The 17,746-nt window shown below is 64.8% G+C and carries 16 protein-coding genes; 6 read left to right on the forward strand and 10 right to left on the reverse strand.

The window, feature by feature from the left end:
* Nucleotides 1-263 precede the first annotated feature (263 nt).
* Nucleotides 264-1,535: a Mur ligase family protein gene (locus QNN98_RS09715; protein ID WP_283996920.1), complete on the forward strand. Its 1,272-nt coding sequence runs from the start codon at nt 264-266 to the stop codon at nt 1,533-1,535.
* On the forward strand, nt 1,532-2,278 hold the full coding sequence (locus tag QNN98_RS09720; protein ID WP_283996921.1) for a type 1 glutamine amidotransferase: 747 nt from the start codon (nt 1,532-1,534) through the stop codon (nt 2,276-2,278). The genes QNN98_RS09715 and QNN98_RS09720 overlap by 4 nt, the downstream gene beginning before the upstream one ends.
* A 21-nt stretch (nt 2,279-2,299) precedes the next feature.
* Here QNN98_RS09720 and QNN98_RS09725 read toward each other — a convergent pair whose 3' ends face one another.
* The gene (locus QNN98_RS09725; RefSeq protein WP_283996922.1) at nt 2,300-3,178 is read right to left on the reverse strand and encodes a hypothetical protein; all 879 of its coding nucleotides are present in this window, start codon (nt 3,176-3,178) and stop codon (nt 2,300-2,302) included.
* Nucleotides 3,175-3,747 (reverse strand): RNA polymerase sigma factor, encoded by a 573-nt coding sequence (locus tag QNN98_RS09730; RefSeq protein WP_283996923.1) that lies wholly within the window; start codon nt 3,745-3,747, stop codon nt 3,175-3,177. Before QNN98_RS09730 ends, QNN98_RS09725 begins: the two co-directional genes overlap by 4 nt.
* Nucleotides 3,748-3,896: 149 nt before the next feature.
* On the opposite strand from QNN98_RS09730, the gene QNN98_RS09735 reads away from it, so the two are divergent.
* The gene (locus QNN98_RS09735) at nt 3,897-5,234 is read left to right on the forward strand and encodes an APC family permease (RefSeq protein ID WP_227911516.1); all 1,338 of its coding nucleotides are present in this window, start codon (nt 3,897-3,899) and stop codon (nt 5,232-5,234) included.
* On the opposite strand, the gene QNN98_RS09740 is transcribed toward QNN98_RS09735, so the two are convergent.
* On the reverse strand, nt 5,231-5,782 hold the full coding sequence (locus tag QNN98_RS09740) for an NUDIX hydrolase (protein WP_283996924.1): 552 nt from the start codon (nt 5,780-5,782) through the stop codon (nt 5,231-5,233). The two genes, QNN98_RS09735 and QNN98_RS09740, sit on opposite strands and share 4 nt — an antisense overlap.
* Nucleotides 5,783-5,926: 144 nt before the next feature.
* On the opposite strand from QNN98_RS09740, the gene QNN98_RS09745 reads away from it, so the two are divergent.
* Both QNN98_RS09745 and QNN98_RS09750 read left to right on the forward strand, forming a co-directional pair.
* The gene (locus tag QNN98_RS09745) at nt 5,927-6,238 is read left to right on the forward strand and encodes a hypothetical protein (RefSeq protein WP_283996925.1); all 312 of its coding nucleotides are present in this window, start codon (nt 5,927-5,929) and stop codon (nt 6,236-6,238) included.
* Between the two features lie 95 nt (nt 6,239-6,333).
* Nucleotides 6,334-6,873, forward strand: coding sequence for a GNAT family N-acetyltransferase (locus QNN98_RS09750; RefSeq protein WP_283996926.1), 540 nt, complete (start codon nt 6,334-6,336; stop codon nt 6,871-6,873).
* Between the two features lie 927 nt (nt 6,874-7,800).
* Here QNN98_RS09750 and QNN98_RS09755 read toward each other — a convergent pair.
* The 4 genes from QNN98_RS09755 to QNN98_RS09770 all read right to left on the reverse strand — a co-directional run bounded on the left by QNN98_RS09755 (nt 7,801) and on the right by QNN98_RS09770 (nt 12,219).
* Entirely contained in the window at nt 7,801-8,223 is a 423-nt protein-coding gene (locus QNN98_RS09755; RefSeq protein ID WP_283996927.1) for a hypothetical protein, read from the reverse strand.
* A complete protein-coding gene (locus QNN98_RS09760) occupies nt 8,220-9,173 on the reverse strand; it encodes a GDSL-type esterase/lipase family protein (protein WP_283996928.1) in 954 nt (317 codons plus the stop codon). Before QNN98_RS09760 ends, QNN98_RS09755 begins: the two co-directional genes overlap by 4 nt.
* A 127-nt stretch (nt 9,174-9,300) precedes the next feature.
* Nucleotides 9,301-10,569, reverse strand: a complete 1,269-nt coding sequence (locus tag QNN98_RS09765) for an HNH endonuclease (protein WP_283996929.1) — start codon at nt 10,567-10,569, stop codon at nt 9,301-9,303.
* A gap of 393 nt (nt 10,570-10,962) precedes the next feature.
* Nucleotides 10,963-12,219: a CapA family protein gene (locus tag QNN98_RS09770; protein ID WP_283996930.1), complete on the reverse strand. Its 1,257-nt coding sequence runs from the start codon at nt 12,217-12,219 to the stop codon at nt 10,963-10,965.
* Between the two features lie 116 nt (nt 12,220-12,335).
* On the opposite strand from QNN98_RS09770, the gene QNN98_RS09775 reads away from it, so the two are divergent.
* Nucleotides 12,336-14,360, forward strand: coding sequence for a M3 family metallopeptidase (locus QNN98_RS09775; RefSeq protein WP_283996931.1), 2,025 nt, complete (start codon nt 12,336-12,338; stop codon nt 14,358-14,360).
* A 74-nt stretch (nt 14,361-14,434) separates the two neighbouring features.
* On the opposite strand, the gene pgsA is transcribed toward QNN98_RS09775, so the two are convergent.
* From pgsA to thrS, 3 genes are read right to left on the reverse strand one after another with little or no spacing between them, the layout of a single operon-like run.
* On the reverse strand, nt 14,435-15,055 hold the full coding sequence (pgsA, locus tag QNN98_RS09780; protein ID WP_283996932.1) for a phosphatidylinositol phosphate synthase: 621 nt from the start codon (nt 15,053-15,055) through the stop codon (nt 14,435-14,437).
* 3 nt (nt 15,056-15,058) lie between these two features.
* A complete protein-coding gene (locus QNN98_RS09785; RefSeq protein ID WP_227926196.1) occupies nt 15,059-15,640 on the reverse strand; it encodes an HIT family protein in 582 nt (193 codons plus the stop codon).
* A 15-nt stretch (nt 15,641-15,655) separates the two neighbouring features.
* The gene (gene thrS, locus QNN98_RS09790) at nt 15,656-17,668 is read right to left on the reverse strand and encodes a threonine--tRNA ligase (RefSeq protein ID WP_227911526.1); all 2,013 of its coding nucleotides are present in this window, start codon (nt 17,666-17,668) and stop codon (nt 15,656-15,658) included.
* Nucleotides 17,669-17,746: the final 78 nt, after the last annotated feature.

Consider the following 17,746-nt stretch of genomic DNA (forward strand, 5'->3'; position numbering starts at 1 on the left):
AAAAAGTCCGGCCGCCCACCGCCTGCCTTGGACCGCGGGAATACCCGCCCAGACAGGGACACCGGCTGGCTTCCCGAACGCACTGCCATAATTCTAGCGACCGAATCCCGTTCCGGCGGCGGAAACGCTGCCGCACTTTCCCCTGCGGCCCCTGCTGCCGCTCCGGCCCGGGTCAAAAACACCGGTTCCCGTCCCGCTTTGCGTGCAGCCTCACGCCGCCCCGGCCCGCCTGCGGACAGGGCGGTGCGCTATATTCAGTAACCATGAGTTCTTTCTCCATCCTGGTCGGAAAACTGGTCCGCAGTGCCTCCAAACTGCGTGGCGGCGGCTCCGCCCTGCCGGGCCTGGTGGTGGAGAAAATCGACCCCGACTTCATCCGCCGCACCCTCGCGGACCTGCCGCTCGGCGTCGCCGTCGTCTCCGGCACCAATGGCAAAACCACCACAACCAAGATGGTGGTGGAGCTGCTCGAGAGCCAGGGCCTGAAGGTCTTCACCAACCGCACGGGCAGCAACTTCACCCGCGGTGTGGCCGCGTCCCTGCTGGGCGAGGTGAATATGCGCGGCCGGCTGGATGCCGACATCGCCGTCCTGGAACTGGACGAGGCGCACGCGGTGCACTTCGTGAAGCTGATCCAGCCGCGCTACAGCCTGCTGCTGAACGTGCTGCGGGACCAACTGGACCGGTTCGGCGAGATCGACAAGACCACTCGGCTGCTGGAGCAGATTGCCCGTGCCACCACTGAGACCGTGGTGTTGAACCGGGAGGACCCCCGGGTCGCCGGCATTGCCGAGTCCCTGACTACCCAGCGCGCCGTGTACTTCGGCCTGGATGCCTCGCTGCGCAGCACCTTCCCCAATGACGACGAGATGCGCGGCAGCCTGGCCGAGGCCCTGGCAGCCACGCAGGAAGCCGACGTCGTCCTGACCCGTGTTGGCGAGGCGGATGCCGATTTCCTGGTCGACGGCGCAACCCGCACCTCCGGCCTCAAGCTCCGAGGCGTCTACAACATCTTCAATGCCGCTGCTGCGCTGGCCTTCGCCAGGACCATCACCGGCAAGGACACCGACGCCGAGGCACTGTTCACCGCGCTGTCCAACGTCGAGCCGGCCTTCGGGCGCGGCGAATCACTGACGGTCAACGGGCAGCCGCTGGAACTGGTGCTGGTGAAGAACCCCAGCGGTTTCCGCCTCGGGCTGAAATCTTTTGCGGCTCACGGCTACTCGACCATGATTGCCATCAATGACAATTACGCCGACGGCCGGGACATGTCCTGGCTATGGGACGTGGACTTCGAATCCCTCGCCGACGGCGGCGTGGACGTGGTCAGCGGTGTGCGCGCCTATGACATGGCGCTGCGCCTGAAGTACGACGACGTGCCCGTACGCACCGTAGAACCGGACATCACGGACGGCCTGAAGCGTTTCATCAAGGACTCCCCCGGGGTTCCCATGCGGATCTTCTGCACGTACACCGCCATGTTGGCCGTGCGCCGGGAACTCTCCAAGATCACGAAGGTAGAGGTGGTCTCATGACCGAGGACCGCACCATCAAAATCCTGCAGCTGTACCCGCGGGAAATGAACATTTACGGCGACTGGGGCAACGTCCTGGTGCTGAAGCAGCGCCTGAAATGGTACGGCTATATCCCCGTTGTGGAGGAATACAACGCCGGGGACACCTTCCCCGAGGGCGTGGACATCATTGTGGGCGGCGGCGGCCAGGACAGCGGGCAGGTGGTGATCCAGCAGGACCTCCAGGAACTCGCGCCCACGCTGCGGGCATTGGCCGACGACGGCCTGCCGATGCTGGTGATCTGCGGCCTGTACCAGCTGTTCGGGAAGTTCTTCAAGACGCACGAGGGCACGCTGATCCCGGGGATCGGCATCCTGGACCTGGAAACGCACGGCGGCGATGTGCGGCTGATCGGCAACGTGCTCTCCGTCAGCAGCGAGTTCGGCGAGATCCACGGTTACGAGAACCACAGCGGCCAGACCTTCCTGGGCCCCGGCGTCGAGCCGTTGGCCGAGGTGCGCAAGGGTGAAGGCAACAACACCAAGGACAACACCGAGGGCGCCCGGTATAAGAACGTGGTGGCCAGCTACTTGCACGGCTCCCTGCTGCCCAAGAACCCGGCCATTGCCGACTTCCTGATCCAGCAGGCCGCCATCCGGAAATTCGGCAGCTTTGAGCCGACGCCGCGCTCCGAAGAGGACCTGGCCGAGCTGTCCAAGCTCTCCGAAATGGCCCGGCAGCACGCCGGGCAGCGGCCGCGGTAGTTCGCGCGCGGGGCGCAGGGCCTAGAAGCTGAGTTCCTGGGTCCCGGTGGTTCCGTCGCGGTAGGTGACATTAACGGTTGTGCCACCACCGGATGCGTCCTGGAGTTCGGCGCCGGGCAGCCACAGGGCGAAGTGTCCTTTGAACACGGTCGCAGCCACTTCCTCACCCGCGATACTCGTGTACGTCACTCCCACGACGTCGTCGCCGGCTCGCCCTGAAGCTATCGAGATTGGTTTGTTCCTGATCATCCCGGTTCCCAGCTGGGTGGGCGCGAGGGATCGAGCAGCGGGATCGGTTTCGGCGCCGAGCCTGCCGATGGAGCCGATCATGCCCCCGTCGAACAGGGGCGCGGAACCATCGGTGATGCAGGTCGCTTCGAAACCGTCGGCGCCGGTAAGGACCACGGTCATCCACTCACCGCGGCGCTCCGCGATAGCCACCTCCGCGGCGGCAAGGTCCTGTGCATACATCCCGTCCCCCGTGTTTTTGTTCGATGCCATGCAGTCCGCCGCGGCCTCATCGAGGTCGGCTCCGGAAAGGGTTACCGGGTTCGCTGTCCACGTAGCGAATGCTGCATCACCGCCGGAAAGCGAAGGGAGGACGAGCAGCCCGGCCGTGGCGGCTGCGGCCAACCCGCCGAGGACGACGGCGCGCCGACGTCGGACGGGCGCCCCGTGCTTCTGCCCCCGGAATGGGTCATTCCTTCCAGCCCTGGCCGGCTCCCCAACCCCGACCTTGGCCGGAACCGTCGCGGGCGCCGTCGCCGTCGTCCTCCGTGCAGTGCTGCCAGCGAGGATGTGCTCGAGGTCGGCCTGCACCCGTTGCGGACGGGCGTCCGGGGCTTCATTCGCTGCGTCCATGCTGCGCAGCATTGTGTCTATGTCCTGAAGGCGTTTCATGGCATTGCCGTCCTTTCGGGTGCTGCTGCTGACCTGCTGGAAGGGTCCGGAAGATGATCAATGAGCAGGCGCAGGGCGCGGCGTGCGCGGCTTAGCCGGAGCCGGTAGGCCACCGGGGATATGCCGAGCACCACGGCCGCCTGCGGAGCGGAAAGGTCCTCGAAGACTGACAGGCCTAGTGCTTCCTGGTGCACTGCGGACAGGAGATGCCACGCGCGGCTGAGGTCGACCCGGCTCATCACCGCATCCTCGTGCGAGCTGCTGTAAGGCTCACCGCCAATGTCACTGAGCCGGACGCCGAGGGCCTGCCGGCGCTGCTCGCTGCGCTCGGCGTTCAACATGACGTTCCGGGCGATTCCGAACGTCCAGGCCCGCGCGTCGTCGTGGTTCCGGGGAACCTCGGCAAAGCGGCGCCATACAACGAGGAACGCATCCGACACCACGTCTTCGGCCAAAGCCGCGCCTGTGCGCCGTTGCACGAACCGGAGCACATCCGGGTACACCGCTGTGTACATAGCCCGGAAAGAGTCCGCCCGATCAGCGGGCGCTGAAAGATCATCCATACCCATACATGTCCCCCATGGGCCCAAGTGTGTCGCACGGAAGGCAAAGCTACGCTTCCCGAGTTCCAGCCCAAGGGAAGTGCTTCGTTAATTCAGGTGTTGAAGATTCCATCCAAGTAGTTGCGCTGGGACGGCAAACACCATCCAATAGTCCAATGACGGACGATACCGGCACAGCCACATCAAAACCACAAACCGGACTGAAGCGGGCAATCGGTGCACCGCTGCTGTTCGCGTTTATCGTGGGCGACACCCTCGGCGCCGGTATCTACACCCTCGTGGGTACCATGGCCGCCGACGTCGGTGGCGCGATCTGGATACCCCTGCTGATCGCCCTGGTCGTCGCGCTGCTCACTGCCACAACCTACGCGGAACTGATCACCAAGTACCCGCATGCTGGAGGAGCCGCCCGCTACGCCGACCGGGCTTTCGGCATCCCCTACGTGTCATTCCTCGTCGGTTTCCTCATGATGGCCTCAGGAATCACCACAGCCGCTGCCCTCGCGAACGCCTTCGCAGGCGACTACCTCACGGCGCTCATCGACGTGCCGGAAGCGCCCGCAGCGGTGGTGTTCATCATCCTGCTGACTTTGATCAATCTTCGCGGCGTCAAAGAGTCCCTCACCGCGAACCTCGTAGCTTCCGTCATCGAGGTATCCGGCCTCGTCATCGTCATCGTCGTCTGCGCCATCGTTTTCGGCTCCGGCAACGGGGAACCATCCCGGCTCCTGGAATTCGCGCCGGACGTCCCTCCCCTCCAGGGCGCCTTCGCCGCATCCATCGTCGCCTTTTTCTCCTTCCTCGGTTTTGAGGCGGCGGCAAACATGGCCGAGGAAGTACGTAACCCCTCCAAGGCCTACCCCCGCGCATTGTTCGGCGCCATCTGCACCGCCGGGGTGGTGTATCTCCTGATCGCTCTCGGCGCCGTCATTGTTATGGACCCGACGGAGCTGGCCGATTCCACCGGACCCCTTCTCGCCGTCGTCGCCGCCAGCGGCGTGGCAATCCCGCCCGGACTCTTCAGCATCATCGCGCTGATCGCCATCGCCAATGGCGCACTGCTGTTTATGGTTATGGCCAGCCGCGTCGGCTACGGATTGGCCGAAGCAGAACTGCTCCCTCGTGCCTTCAGCCGCGTGCTGCCGGGCCGCCGCACCCCGTGGGTCTCCATTGTGGTCGTGGCCGGACTAACGATTGTCCTGACCCTCACCGGAAATGTCGCCTCGTTGGCCGAAACCACCGTGCTGCTGCTGCTCCTGGTGTTCCTGTCTGCCAACGTCAGCGTCCTCGTCCTCAAAAAGGACAAAGTGGATCATGACCACTTCAGCGCCCCCCGGTTCATGCCGGTCCTCGCGATCATTGCGAGCATCGCACTCCTCACCCAACAAAGCGGGACCATCTGGCTCAGTGCCGCCGTCTACGTAGCGATCGGGTCCTTGTTGTTCCTCGCGGCCCGGGCCCGACGCAAGCACGAGGAGCGATTGAGCGCTTAGCTGACCTGGGCCCCCGGCAAAGACCTAGCCGTATCCCGCACGAGTTCCAGGCGCGTGCTGAATCCTTCCGGCACTTGGGCCGGTAATTCGTTGGCCGGGAACCAGCGGACGGCCTCGCTCTCCTCACTCACTGAAGTCACCGCCTCCGGGCTCACGACCGCGGCAAACCCCACATCCCAATGAGCCGAACAAGAGAAACCCGCCTGCAGATCGTGGTGGTCAAGATCCATGATCTCCCGGGTAAACAGTACAAGGTCGCTAATCCCGGACTCCTCGCGGGCCTCCCGCTGCGCCGCGTCCGCAACTGAAGCATCCTCCGGTTCAATGTGACCGCCGAACTGCACCCAGAACTGCCCCTTGCGATGAAAACACAGGAGAACGTGATCGAATGCGGGGGAAAACACGAAACATGACCCCGTGACATGCTCCGGGCCGCCGTCCCTGCGCAGTGAGGCATCCCCTGCCGTGTTCAGGAACCCGAGATACCCATCTCTCCGTTGTGATGCGGGAAGTGCTTGGAGGCTGGTACGCAGATCATCAAGGGGCATACCCACATTTTGCCGGATTCCTCACGGCTACCTGTTCCATGTAGGTGGGTCTCCGTCTCCGTCCGGCGCGGCATTGATACCGCCGCAGCCTGCGCCCATACTCAGTCCCAAACATGTGGGAAAACCGTTCAACCAAGGAGTGAGATGTCGGGTACAGCACTGGCCAGGTCAACGATGAGGTTTGGAACCAGGTTCGGTATCGCTGCCGTCGTCCTGATAGTTCTTGGTCCATTCATCAACAGGAACTTCGGCGTCGGAGACGCCGCGAACCTCTTGCTTCCCTCCATCGTGGAATCAGCGCCCGCTGCAGTGCTGGTATCGCTGATGTACCTAGTCTTGCTGGGGCTGTGCGTGCTGTTCGGGGCCGCGCTGATCACCGCGTCCCTGGTTATCCGCCATGCGGAAATGAGCGATGAATCTGCACCAATTGAGGAATCCGACTCCCACGCGTTCTGACTTCGGCGTTTCCCGTCTCCCGTCCTATCTGTCGGCCCGCACCTGAATGCTCAATGTCGTCCAGGTCCGACGGCCGTGAGTATTACTGTGGACTGATGTTTAGGACGCATCAGCTTAGTGAAGATGTCAGCATGCGCGTTTTACGCCTGACGGATGCGAAAGCACTTACCGCAGCGTACGTGCGCAACCGGGACTACCTTTCACACTGGGAACCGGTTCGCCCCGAGGACTACTACACCGAGGTTTGGCAGGCCGATGACATATCCGGTCGCCTGGCTGCGAATGAAGCCGGCGCGCAGTATCCCTTTGGCCTGTTTGCCGGCGACACCGTCGTGGGCAGATTCAACCTCGCAGGAATCGTGCGTGGACCCTTCCAGAGTGCCGGTCTTGGCTACTGGGTGGACGGCACATACGCCGGCCGAGGACTGGCATCGGCTGCCGTCCAGGTGATCGTCGAAACGGCCCGCGACGAACTCGGGCTGCACCGCATCGAAGCGAGCACTCTTCTGCACAACACTGGCTCGCAGCGGGTGCTGCTGAAAGCGGGATTCCAGCAAATCGGAATGGCGCCGCGATACCTGCAGATTGCCGGAAAATGGCAAGACCACAATCTCTACCAGATACTCCTGCATTAGGCCCCTTGCCCGCTCATGGGTGTCCTCGGGCGGGCAAACGGCGCCTGAAACGGCGCCTGCAGTCTCTGCCAGATAGGGTGCACCCTGTGAACACGTTTATTCCTAAGGTTGGGGTTATCGCCGCAGGGCGGCGCCATTCATTCGGCGTGAATTTCCACGGCTCAGTGGTGTCCGCGGGAATTCCTCATGCCGAGGAGTGCCGCGTCGGCAAGTGGACCGACGTCGGTTCAGTTGCCGCCGGAAACGTCCACACCGCTTCCAATACCGGTAGGTCCCACACCGTGGGACTGCGCGCGAACGGCACTGTGATCGCCACCGGATGGAACGCCGGGTTACCTCGTTAAGTACTCCTCAACAATCGGCCACCAATGCTGGTGCGCCAGCTCGATCCGCGCTCGGCCAGCTCCATACCATTCGCCGTCTATGACGGGCTGAGCGGTATCAGTGACCAGAAACACCGGGACATGAGCCCAGGGGGCCGGGTATCCATAGGTTTCGTCAGGTGTGGGGACGACATTCCGGATAAAGCCGATACAACGAGTGGCAATTTCCGTCGTCCCGAAAATGTCCTGCAAGAGTCGTTTAAGCCCCTGGGACACGGACTCATGATCAAGACCGGAATACAAATAGCGAGTCGGGATATTCGGTCCCTTAGCTGTCGAGACGCAAAAAAATTCAGATGCGCCGTCTTGGTTGCGCCGCACTAGCAGCAACCGAATGACGATCACCGAATCGTCGCTCCGGCAGTCGCCACCGACCCAAACTTCCGCAGAACTGCCAGGCGGCAACCACGCAGCCTCTCGCGTGCTCCCGATTAACCGTGTGCCAGTCATGCCGTTCATGGTACGAGGAATGGTTGCTGGGGCGGACCTACCCGGCGCTGGCGTGGCGGGGTGCGTGGCATGCAGCTGGAGGCTCGGCCGGGCGTCAGACCGCGGCGACGGTCACTTCTTGACCAATGATCATGGTTATGAGGTCGTCCAGGGTTCCGTGGCTCTTCTCCAACTCGGGCAGGTGGTAGAACGTGCTGGTGATATCAAGGTTGTTCATGACGTCGGTCGGCGAATGCAGGATGGCCCGTTTGCCTTGAGCGATCGCGATGCCAAGCTCAACATGCGTGCCCTTCCCGCCTGGAAGCAGGATTACAACCATGTCGGCACCTATCACCGCATCCCGCTCACGCTGCCCGATGGAGCGCAGATCGGCGAGGGTGACTGTACCCGCGTCGCGCGCCGAGGCGTTCCGGGTCCAGTCGTACGTATTGATGTAGCCCCTGCTTTCCAAGGTGCGTGCGACGTACCGGACGTTGACGATGTTCGTGAAGCTGGACGCAACATAGAACCTTTTCACAACCACACCCCCTCAAGGCTTCGTTCAGCGACGGCCTCGGCTAGCAGCCGGTAGCCCTCGGCGGTGGGATGGATCCCGTCACTCAATAGGGTCGGCTGATCGGCCAGGATGTCCCAGGTGTCGAGGAAATCCCTGAAGGTACGCTCGCACCAGGACCTCAAAGTCTCCCGCAGGTCCAAAATGTCGTCTAGACGAAGGCTGGGCATCACAGTGGTGTCCACCCAGTTGGGGCTCATCACCACCACGCGCCGTCCGTGCAACTCCATGGCTTCGCAGAATGCTTCCAACGCTGTGATCACATCGTGGCGCACTTGCGCCCCGTCTCGTCCGTCGGCGTGAAGAAGGTCGTTGAGGCCAGCCGCTACTAGCACGGTGTCGGCGCGGCGGGCGGTCGCCTCGGCCTCTGCCGCGTCTAAGGCCTCGAGTATGGTGGCTCCGGGCCACGCCAGGTTGAAGAACCGGTTGTTCACCTCGTCCCGGGTGATGTGCCGCGCGGCGACCCGGGCGGCCCAGCCACCATCCGGGGTGCAGCGTCCGTAGGCGATGCTGTCGCCAATCAAGGCGATGCGTTCTGCGGCGTTCAGGGGGTTGGCGGAGACGTAGCACCATGCCTGCCCACGGGTGCCGGTGGACACACGGCGGCGGACATAGGAGTCGACCTCATAGGCATCGGCAGCGGCCAATTCATCAGGGCTTAAAGCCAGCAGCCAGCCGGGTACGGTGTCACCTTCACGCCGGATAAGGCCGGGGTGAACCTTTTTACCGCTCTTGGCGATCACATCTGTGTCGGTGATGACAACCTCGGTGGTTCCGTGCCCCACAAGAGAGTCTTCAACCATGTTTACCCGGTGACCGAACAGAGACCGCTGCAGCTGCTCGTCCGACAAGGTGCCGAACGAAAATACCAGTTCAGTCGAGGATGAGGCTGCACGTGCTTCGGGTTGGACCATGGAGATACTCCTTGAAAAGATTTCGTTCCAGCATGCGGAAATGGATAGGCGATCCATGACTTCTTGCAGCGTAAACCGTCACCCCGGCCCGCAGTGTTAGCCATGACGACAGCCCTGGCAGCTTTCCTCATTCCGTATCACTGGGCAGCGGAGGCGCCGTGGAACGGTAACGGTGCCGGGTGGGGGTGGTGATCTCGACGGTGTGCCGTGGTGGGGAAGCCGTAGCCGGCAGACCGGCGCCGTGCTTTATCACCACCGATTTCCATCCCGGTGCCTCCTTCGCCTGGTTGCAGGACTCGCACAGACCCTGCAAGTTGCCGGCATCGGTGCTTCCTCCGGCACGATGAGGCTGAATGTGGTCGCGGTGGCGGATGGGTGCGCCGCACCACGGGGTGCGGCAGAACTGGTCCCGGGTTTCGATGAACCGGGCCAGGGATTCCGGGGCACAGCGCGCTTTGGAATCCATCCCGATCAAGTCACCTGTTGCCGGAGCCGTATACAGCCGCCGGAGCCAAAGCCCCGGTGATTGTTCCCCGCCGTCGGAGCGGCCCCGGGCAGACAATTCGCCGCCCTGCCGGGCCTGGCCGGTTGCTGCTGCAGCGGCCGTGCCAACGGCATGACGCGCCCACATGGCAGGAACGATCCCGTATCCGTCCAGGTGCGCCGGCTCAGCGGATCCGCTCAGCAGCGTGCGGTCGGTCATCACCAGTTGGACCTCCAGCGGCACGCGATCAGCCCGTGAGAGGCCGGTAATGCGTTCCACCATGGTGTCAGCCATGATCTGTCCCCGGCCTCTCGTGTCGCCGTGTGCCCGCAGCGAGTCCGCTTCCCGGCTCAGTGCTGCATACACGGCTACCCCTTGCGCGACCGGCAGCAGACCGGTCACGTACGTCATGGTGTCCGGCGCCGGACGGCAGGAAACATACCGGTCGGCCTCCGCCTTCGCTGCCCGGCGGACGATGGCCTGCTGGTCGATGTGGTAGGTCAGTTTCCGGATCCGGGCGATCAGCCGGCGGTCACCCAGACCCTCCAACTCGGCAGGGTCCCCCGCGATGTCCTTATCCACCAGCCGCCGGTCCTCCACGGACAGGCAGGCGGTCTCCCGCACCAGCAGGGTGGCCCGCCACTCGCTGATCCGGCCTTCGGACAGAGCCTGCAGGGTGCAGGGCATTTCCTCAATCAAAGCGTTGGCGAAGCCCAGGATCCGCCCGCCCCGGGCCGGTGATTCCCTGCGGGCCAGCGCGATCTGGGCACCCACTCCCCTGCCTTGCTGCTTGCGGGGGATCCCGGCCCGCGCATGCGCCCGGCGGATTGATCCGTCAAGCGCGACGGCGACCCTCGCCTGGGCAGCGCTGGCGGCCGCTTTTAGTTCCTCCAGAACGCGAAGCTGATCCACTAGGCCGGCATCTGCCTCACCGCCTACCGCAGACAAAGAGGCGGGGCTAGACAACCTGCGGATCCAGCCGGAAACGGTCTCTACGGCTCCCACCCCGGATATCGCCCCGGAAACCGGGATGGGAGCCGCATTGGGCTGGTCCACCGCGGCCGGTACCTCAGCAGCCGCCCCTCGAGGGGTCAATAATTCGAACATGTGTTCGAGTTTATGGAGCGGGCGAGGCGTTCCAAACCGGATACTTTTTCTTGTTCACAACGCCGCAGACGCACTGTCCTGTGGAGGTAGAGACCCTCCGAGCCTCCCGCGCTCCCCCGCTCCAGCCTCCCCGCGTGCCTCCCAGCCTTCCCGCGTACCTCCCGTCCGCCCCGTCCGCCCCGCCCCGCGCTTCCCCCGCTACTTTCCCGAGCCCTCCCGCGACACCAACCACTCGTGCGCCCCGGCGCCGGCCGCCCCCAGGGACTCGACCACCGAAACAGTCCGAGCCCGGACGGCTTCGCGCTGCCCGGCCGGCGCGCACTCCCCCTGCGGCAGGTCCGCAGCCACTGAGCACCAGCGATACGGGTCCCGGACAATGACCGACGGCGCCCAGGCCAGATCACTCACGGACCACGCGCCGTCGTCGTCGCGGGCGAACTGGGCCCGCACTATCAGGCCCTCGTTGTTCACGTCGTACCATGGCGAAAGTTCCGTGACAGCGTTGCCCAGGCCGTAGGCAATCCAGGTGCCGTTGTAGTTTTCGATGGGCAGCACCGAGTGGGTGTGGTGGCCGTAAACGAAGTCGAACTCCCCGCTGTCCGCGAGGGCATGGGCGGTTTCCACCTGCTCGCTGTTGGGCGCGGACGCGTATTCCTCACCGGCATGGATGGCGCCCACGACGACGTCGGCCCCCTGGGCGCGTGCCAGCCGTGCCTTGGCGATCATCGCCTCGGCATCGAGCAGATCCACCTGCCACGGATACTCAGCTGCCAGCCCGTTCAACCCGTACGTCGCCTCGATGACCGCCACCTTGCCGGCCGGAGCGGACAGGATCATCGGCCGGCCCGCCTCTTCCTGCGAAGCGTAGGACCCGGTGTGCGCCAAGCCGAGCGAATCCAGCACCCCCAGCGTGCGGTTCAGCCCCGCCGTGCCCGCATCAACTGTGTGGTTGCTGGCCGTCGTGCAGGCCCGATAGCCGACAGCGGCCGCTGCAGTGAGGATCTGCGGGGGCACGTTGAACATCGGATAACCGGAATACGGGCCGCCGGGTTCGGCCACGGGCGTCTCCATGTGGCAGACGGCCAGGTCCGCTGCGGCAATGTAGTCCACCTGCCCCGCCAGCAGCGGTTCGAAGTCCAGCGGGCCCTTCCCGGTGGCGGCGGCGTCGGCCGCGGCCTGGTCCCACAGCTGCGGATGGACCAGCAGGTCCCCGGCCAGCATCAGCGAGAAGCAGTCCGCGGCCGGGCACGCGGGCCCTTTGCCGGGGATGGCGGGAGCAGCGGTTGCCGCGGGCGACGACGACGCCGGCACCACACGCTCCCCCTCGCCGTCATCCCCGTCCTCCGCGGCCATACAGCCGCCCAGCACCAGGGCAACCAGCAGCATTCCCGCCGTCGCCGCCGCAACCCGGCTCGAACCAAGGCCAGAGCTCCCCACACGTGCGTTGCGTTTCATGAATCCCCCAGGGAATATGCCCCCAGGCCTGCGACTGCGGGCAGCGGGGAATCGGCCCGATCTTACGGGAGGGTCACATTGGTTTGGAATAGGCCGGTGTGCCAGTCTTGGGCCTTATGGACACCCCTTTCCTCACTCCCAGCACCCTCCCGTATCAGCTGCCCCCGTTCGCGCAGATTACCGAGGACACCTTCCTGCCCGCCTTTGAGGCCGGAATCGCCGAACATGCCGCGCAGATCGAGGCCATTGCGGGCAACCCGGCGGCCTCCGATTTCGCCAACACCATCGCCGCGCTGGAAGCTTCCGGGCAGCAGCTCGGGCGCACCGCCGTCGTCTTCTTCACCCTGTGCGCCGCCCACGCCACCGAGGGCGTGCAGCGGATCCAGCAGGAAATCGGACCCCGGCTGGCCGCCCACGAGGATGCCATCTACCTGAACCGGCAGCTTTTTGAACGGGTAGAGGCCGTCGCCGGACAGGTCGACGGGCTGCACGCCGAACAGTCGCGGCTGGTCTCCGAATACCGTCGCCACTTCATCCGTGCCGGGGCGCAGCTCGACGACGCCGGGCAGGCGCGCATGCGGGAACTGAATGCGCGGCTTTCCGAACTGGGGACGGAGTTTTCCCAGCGGCTGCTGAAGGACACCAACGATTCTGCCCTGGTAGTGGACACCGCTGCCGAGCTGGCCGGGCTCTCCGACGACGACATAGCTGCAGCGGCCTCGGCAGCCAACGAGGCAGGGCATGAGGGCAAGTACCTGCTCTCCCTGGTGCTGCCCACGCCGCAGCCCGCCCTGTCCTCGCTGACCAACCGGGAGACCCGCCGCCGCCTGCACGAAGCCTCCCTGCGGCGCGGCTTCCGCGACAATGACCGCAACACCCTGTCCGTCGCGGCCGAAATGGCTGCGCTCCGGGCGGAGAAGGCAGCCCTGCTCGGTTTCGCGAACCACGCGGAGTACGCCACCGACAACCAGACGGCCCCGTCCCTGGACGCCATCCACGAGATGCTGGACAAGCTGGCACCGGCCGCGGTGCGCAATGCCCGTGCCGAAGCCGAGCTGCTGCGCGAAGCGGCACGCCGCGACGGCCATGAGCTGGCGGCCTGGGACTGGGCCTTCTACTCGGAGCAGGTCCGCAGGGAGAAGTTCGACGTCGACCTTGCCGCCCTGCGCCCGTATTTCGAACTTGAGCGTGTCCTGCACGACGGTGTTTTTTATGCCGCCAACCGCCTGTACGGGCTGACCTTCACGGAACGCACGGATCTGGCCGGCTACCACCCCGATGTCCGGGTATGGGAAGTCCATAACGCCGACGGCACCGGGCTGGGCCTGTTCCTGGGCGACTACTACACCCGCGATACCAAAAACGGCGGGGCCTGGATGAATTCCCTGGTGCACCAGTCGCGACTGCTGGAGGAACCGCCGGTGGTCATCAACAACCTGAACATCTCCAAGCCGGCCGCGGGCGAACCCACCTTGCTGACCTTCGACCAGGTGGTGACCGCGTTCCACGAATTCGGCCACGCACTGCACGGACTGTTCTCTGACGTGACCTATCCGCAGTTCTCCGGCACGGCGGTGCCGCGGGACTTTGTTGAGTACCCCTCCCAGGTGAACGAGATGTGGATGCTGTGGCCGGAAGTGGTGGCCAACTTCGCCCGGCACCACGTCACCGGTGAGCCGCTGCCGCAGGACGTCATCGACAAGGTCCTTGCCGCCTCGACCTGGGGCGAGGGCTTCTCCACCACCGAATACCTCGGTGCCACGCTGCTGGACCTGGCCTGGCATGAACTGGCGCCCGGCGAAACCGTGGAAGACCCCGAAGCCTTCGAGGCACGTGCCCTGGCCGCCGCGGGAGTGGACCTGGATTTGGTGCCCCCGCGCTACCGCACCGGCTACTTCAAGCACATCTTCGCCGGCGGCTACGCGGCGGCGTATTACGCCTACATTTGGAGTGAAGTGCTCGACGCCGACACGGTGGAGTGGTTCAAGGAGAACGGCGGCCTGACCCGGGAAAACGGGGACCGGTTCCGGACCGAGCTGCTCTCGCGCGGCAACAGCATCGATCCGCTGCAGGCTTTCCGGCACTTCCGCGGCCGTGACGCGGAAATCCAGCCGCTGCTGGACCGCCGCGGACTGGCCTAGGAGTTCCAAGGGCCGGCAGACGCAAAGGGCGGAACCGGTTCACCGGTTCCGCCCTTTGAACGTCTGCAGCCCGGTTAGGCCGCCGGGTTGTTCGTCCGTGCCTGCTTGGCGACGGCGTGCATCCGCTGGCCGATGGTCACGCAGCTGGCCAGGGTCAGCAGGACCAGCACCACCAGCAGCAGCACCTCGGGGACGCCCAGGCCCACGAGCCCGGTGGCCACCAGCAGGGAGACCAGCCGTTCGGCCCGCTCGGCAATACCCACGTTGGCGTTGAAGCCCAGGGACTCTGCCTTGGCCCGGATGTAGGAGACGAGCATTCCCGCGACCAGGCACAGGACGGCCATGATGCCGATGGCGTCGTTGCCGCCGCCGGTGAAGAACCAGATGGCCACGCCGGCAAACAACGCACCGTCGGCGAAGCGGTCCAGTGTGGAGTCCAGGAACCCGCCCCAGCTGCCCTTGCGGTCCAGCTGCCGGGCCATGATGCCGTCGATGACGTCGGAGAATATGAACGCAGTGATGAAGATGGTGCCCCAGAAGAGTTCACCCAGCGGGTAGAAGACCAGGCCGCCGATCATCACGCCGAGCGTTCCGGCAATGGTGACCATGTCCGGGGTGACCCGGTGTCGGAGCAGCCAAGTGGCCAGCGGGGTGAAAACAGCAGTGAAGAATCCCCGTGCGTATTTGTTGAGCACGCGTCAGTCCTCGCTGTCCCGGCCGGAGCCGTCTGCGGGCCAGGCGTCGGCTACCTGCCGGCGCACCTCGCCCAGGGTCTGGGTGATGGCCTTGGTTTGCGCGATGATCGGCAGGAAGTTTCCGTCCCCGCCCCACCGCGGCACAATGTGCTGGTGCAGGTGCGCGGCAATGCCGGCGCCGCCGGTCTCGCCCTGGTTCATGCCCAGGTTGAAGCCGGAGGGGCCGGACACCTTCCGCAGCACGCGCATGGCGGTCTGCGTCAGGGCCGCAATTTCCGCCGTTTCCTCCGGGTCAATGTCCGTGTAGTCCGGCACGTGCCGGTACGGGCAGACCAGCAGGTGGCCGGCGTTGTACGGGAAGAGGTTCAGGATGACGAAGGCATGCTTCCCGCGGTGCACAATCAGCGATTCTTCGTCCGTCCGCCCCGGTGCGGCGCAGAAGGGGCAGGACTCTTCTGAGGAGACCTGCTTCTGTCCGCCCTTGATGTAGGCGAGGCGGTGCGGGGTCCAGAGCCGCTGGAACGCGTCGGGAACGCCGGCGAGTTCAAACGTGTCCGTTATTTCCGTGTCGTCTGTTTCTGCCATGGTGTTCCCGCCGCCCTACTTGTCGTGGTTCCGGACGGCTTCGACAATGCGCTTGACGGCCTCTTCAACGGGCACGCCGTTGTCCTGGCTGCCGTCACGGAAGCGGAAGGACACGGCGCCGGCCTCGGCGTCGTCGCCGCCGGCAATCAGGACAAACGGGATCTTGTCCTTGGAGGCCGTGCGGATCTTCTTCGGGAAGCGGTCGGTGCCGGTGTCCACCTGGGCACGGATGCCGTGGGCCTTGAGCTTGTCGACGACGTCGAACATGTAGTCGTTGAACGCTTCGGCAACGGGGATGCCGACCACCTGGACCGGAGACAGCCAGGCCGGGAACGCACCGGCGTAGTGCTCGGTCAGCAGGCCCATAAAGCGTTCCACGGAGCCGAACAGGGCACGGTGGATCATGACCGGACGCTGGCGGCTGCCGTCGGCGGCCTGGTATTCGAGCTCGAAGCGCTCGGGCAGGTTGAAGTCCAGCTGGATGGTGGACATCTGCCAGGTGCGGCCGATGGCGTCGCGGGCCTGCACGGAAATCTTCGGGCCGTAGAACGCTGCTCCGCCCGGATCCGGCACCAGGTCCAGTCCGGAGGCTTCGGCTACCTCGGCGAGGGTGCGGGTGGCTTCTTCCCACACCTCATCTGAACCTACGTATTTCTCGGGGTCCTTGGTGGAGAGCTCCAGGTAGAAGTCGTCCAGGCCGTAGTCCCGAAGCAGGTCCAGCACGAACTTCAGCGTGCTGGTCAGTTCGTCCTTCATCTGCTCGCGGGTGCAGTAGATGTGGGCGTCGTCCTGGGTCATGCCGCGCACGCGCGTCAGGCCGTGAATGACGCCGGACTTCTCGTAGCGGTACACGGAGCCGAATTCGAACAGCCGCAGCGGCAGTTCACGGTAGGACCGTCCGCGGGAGCGGAAGATCAGGTTGTGCATGGGGCAGTTCATCGGCTTCAGGTAGTAGTCCTGGCCGGGCTTGGTGACCTCGCCGGTCTCCGGGTCGGTGACCTCGTCCACGTGCATGGGAGGGAACATTCCGTCCCGGTACCAGTCCAGGTGGCCGGAGACCTCATAGAGGTGGCCCTTGGTGATATGCGGGGTGTAGACGAACTCGTAGCCGGCCTCGGTGTGGCGCTGGCGGGAGTAGTCCTCCATGGCCTTGCGGATGATGCCGCCCTTGGGGTGGAACACCGGCAGGCCGGAGCCCAGCTCATCCGGGAAGGAGAACAGGTCCAGTTCGGTGCCCAGCTTGCGGTGGTCGCGGCGCTCGGCCTCGGCCAGGCGTTCCTGGTAGGCCTTCAGGGCGTCCTTGGTGGGCCAGGCGGTGCCGTAGATGCGCTGCAGCTGCTGGTTCTTCTGGTTGCCCAGCCAGTAGGCGGCGGCGGAGCGGGTCAGCGCGAAGGCGTTGGAGATGAGCTTCGTGTTGGGGAGGTGCGGGCCGCGGCACAGATCACACCAGACGGTCTCGCCGGACTTGCGGTCCACGTTGTCGTAAATGGTGATCTCGCCGGCGCCCACCTCGATGTTCGCGCCCTCGCCTGCTTCCTCGGCGCCGTCCTTCTTGCCGAGCAGCTCCAGCTTGTACGGCTCGTTGGCCATGGCTTCGCGGGCTTCGTCTTCGCTGACCACGCGGCGCACGAATTTTTGGTTCGAGTTGATGATCTTCTGCATCATCTTCTCGAGCGTCTTCAGGTCTTCGGGGGTGAACGGCTCGGCGACGTCGAAGTCGAAGTAGAAGCCGTCCTTGATGTACGGGCCAATGCCCAGCTTGGCGTCCGGGCGCAGCTGCTGCACGGCCTGGGCCATCACGTGGGCGGTGGAGTGGCGCAGGACGTTCAGTCCGTCTTCGGACTCGATCGTGGCTGATTCCACCACGTCACCCTGTTCCAGCGGGGTGTCCAGGTCCTTGAGGACCGAGTTCACGCGCATAACGACGACGTCGCGGCGTTCGAAGAAGAGCTGCGCACCGGTGGTGCCAGTATCCACCGTGGTCTCTTCGCCGTCGACGATGAGGGTGAACTTCTCTGGCACTGACACGTTGTCTCCTAGATTTGTTTGTACGGGGTCTGCGGCACGGCCTGGACTCGGCCGGCTCCTTCTACGCCCGTACCGATG

Origin of the sequence: Arthrobacter sp. zg-Y1143 (assembly GCF_030125565.1) — a bacterium.
Taxonomy (GTDB): Bacteria; Actinomycetota; Actinomycetes; order Actinomycetales; family Micrococcaceae; genus Arthrobacter_B.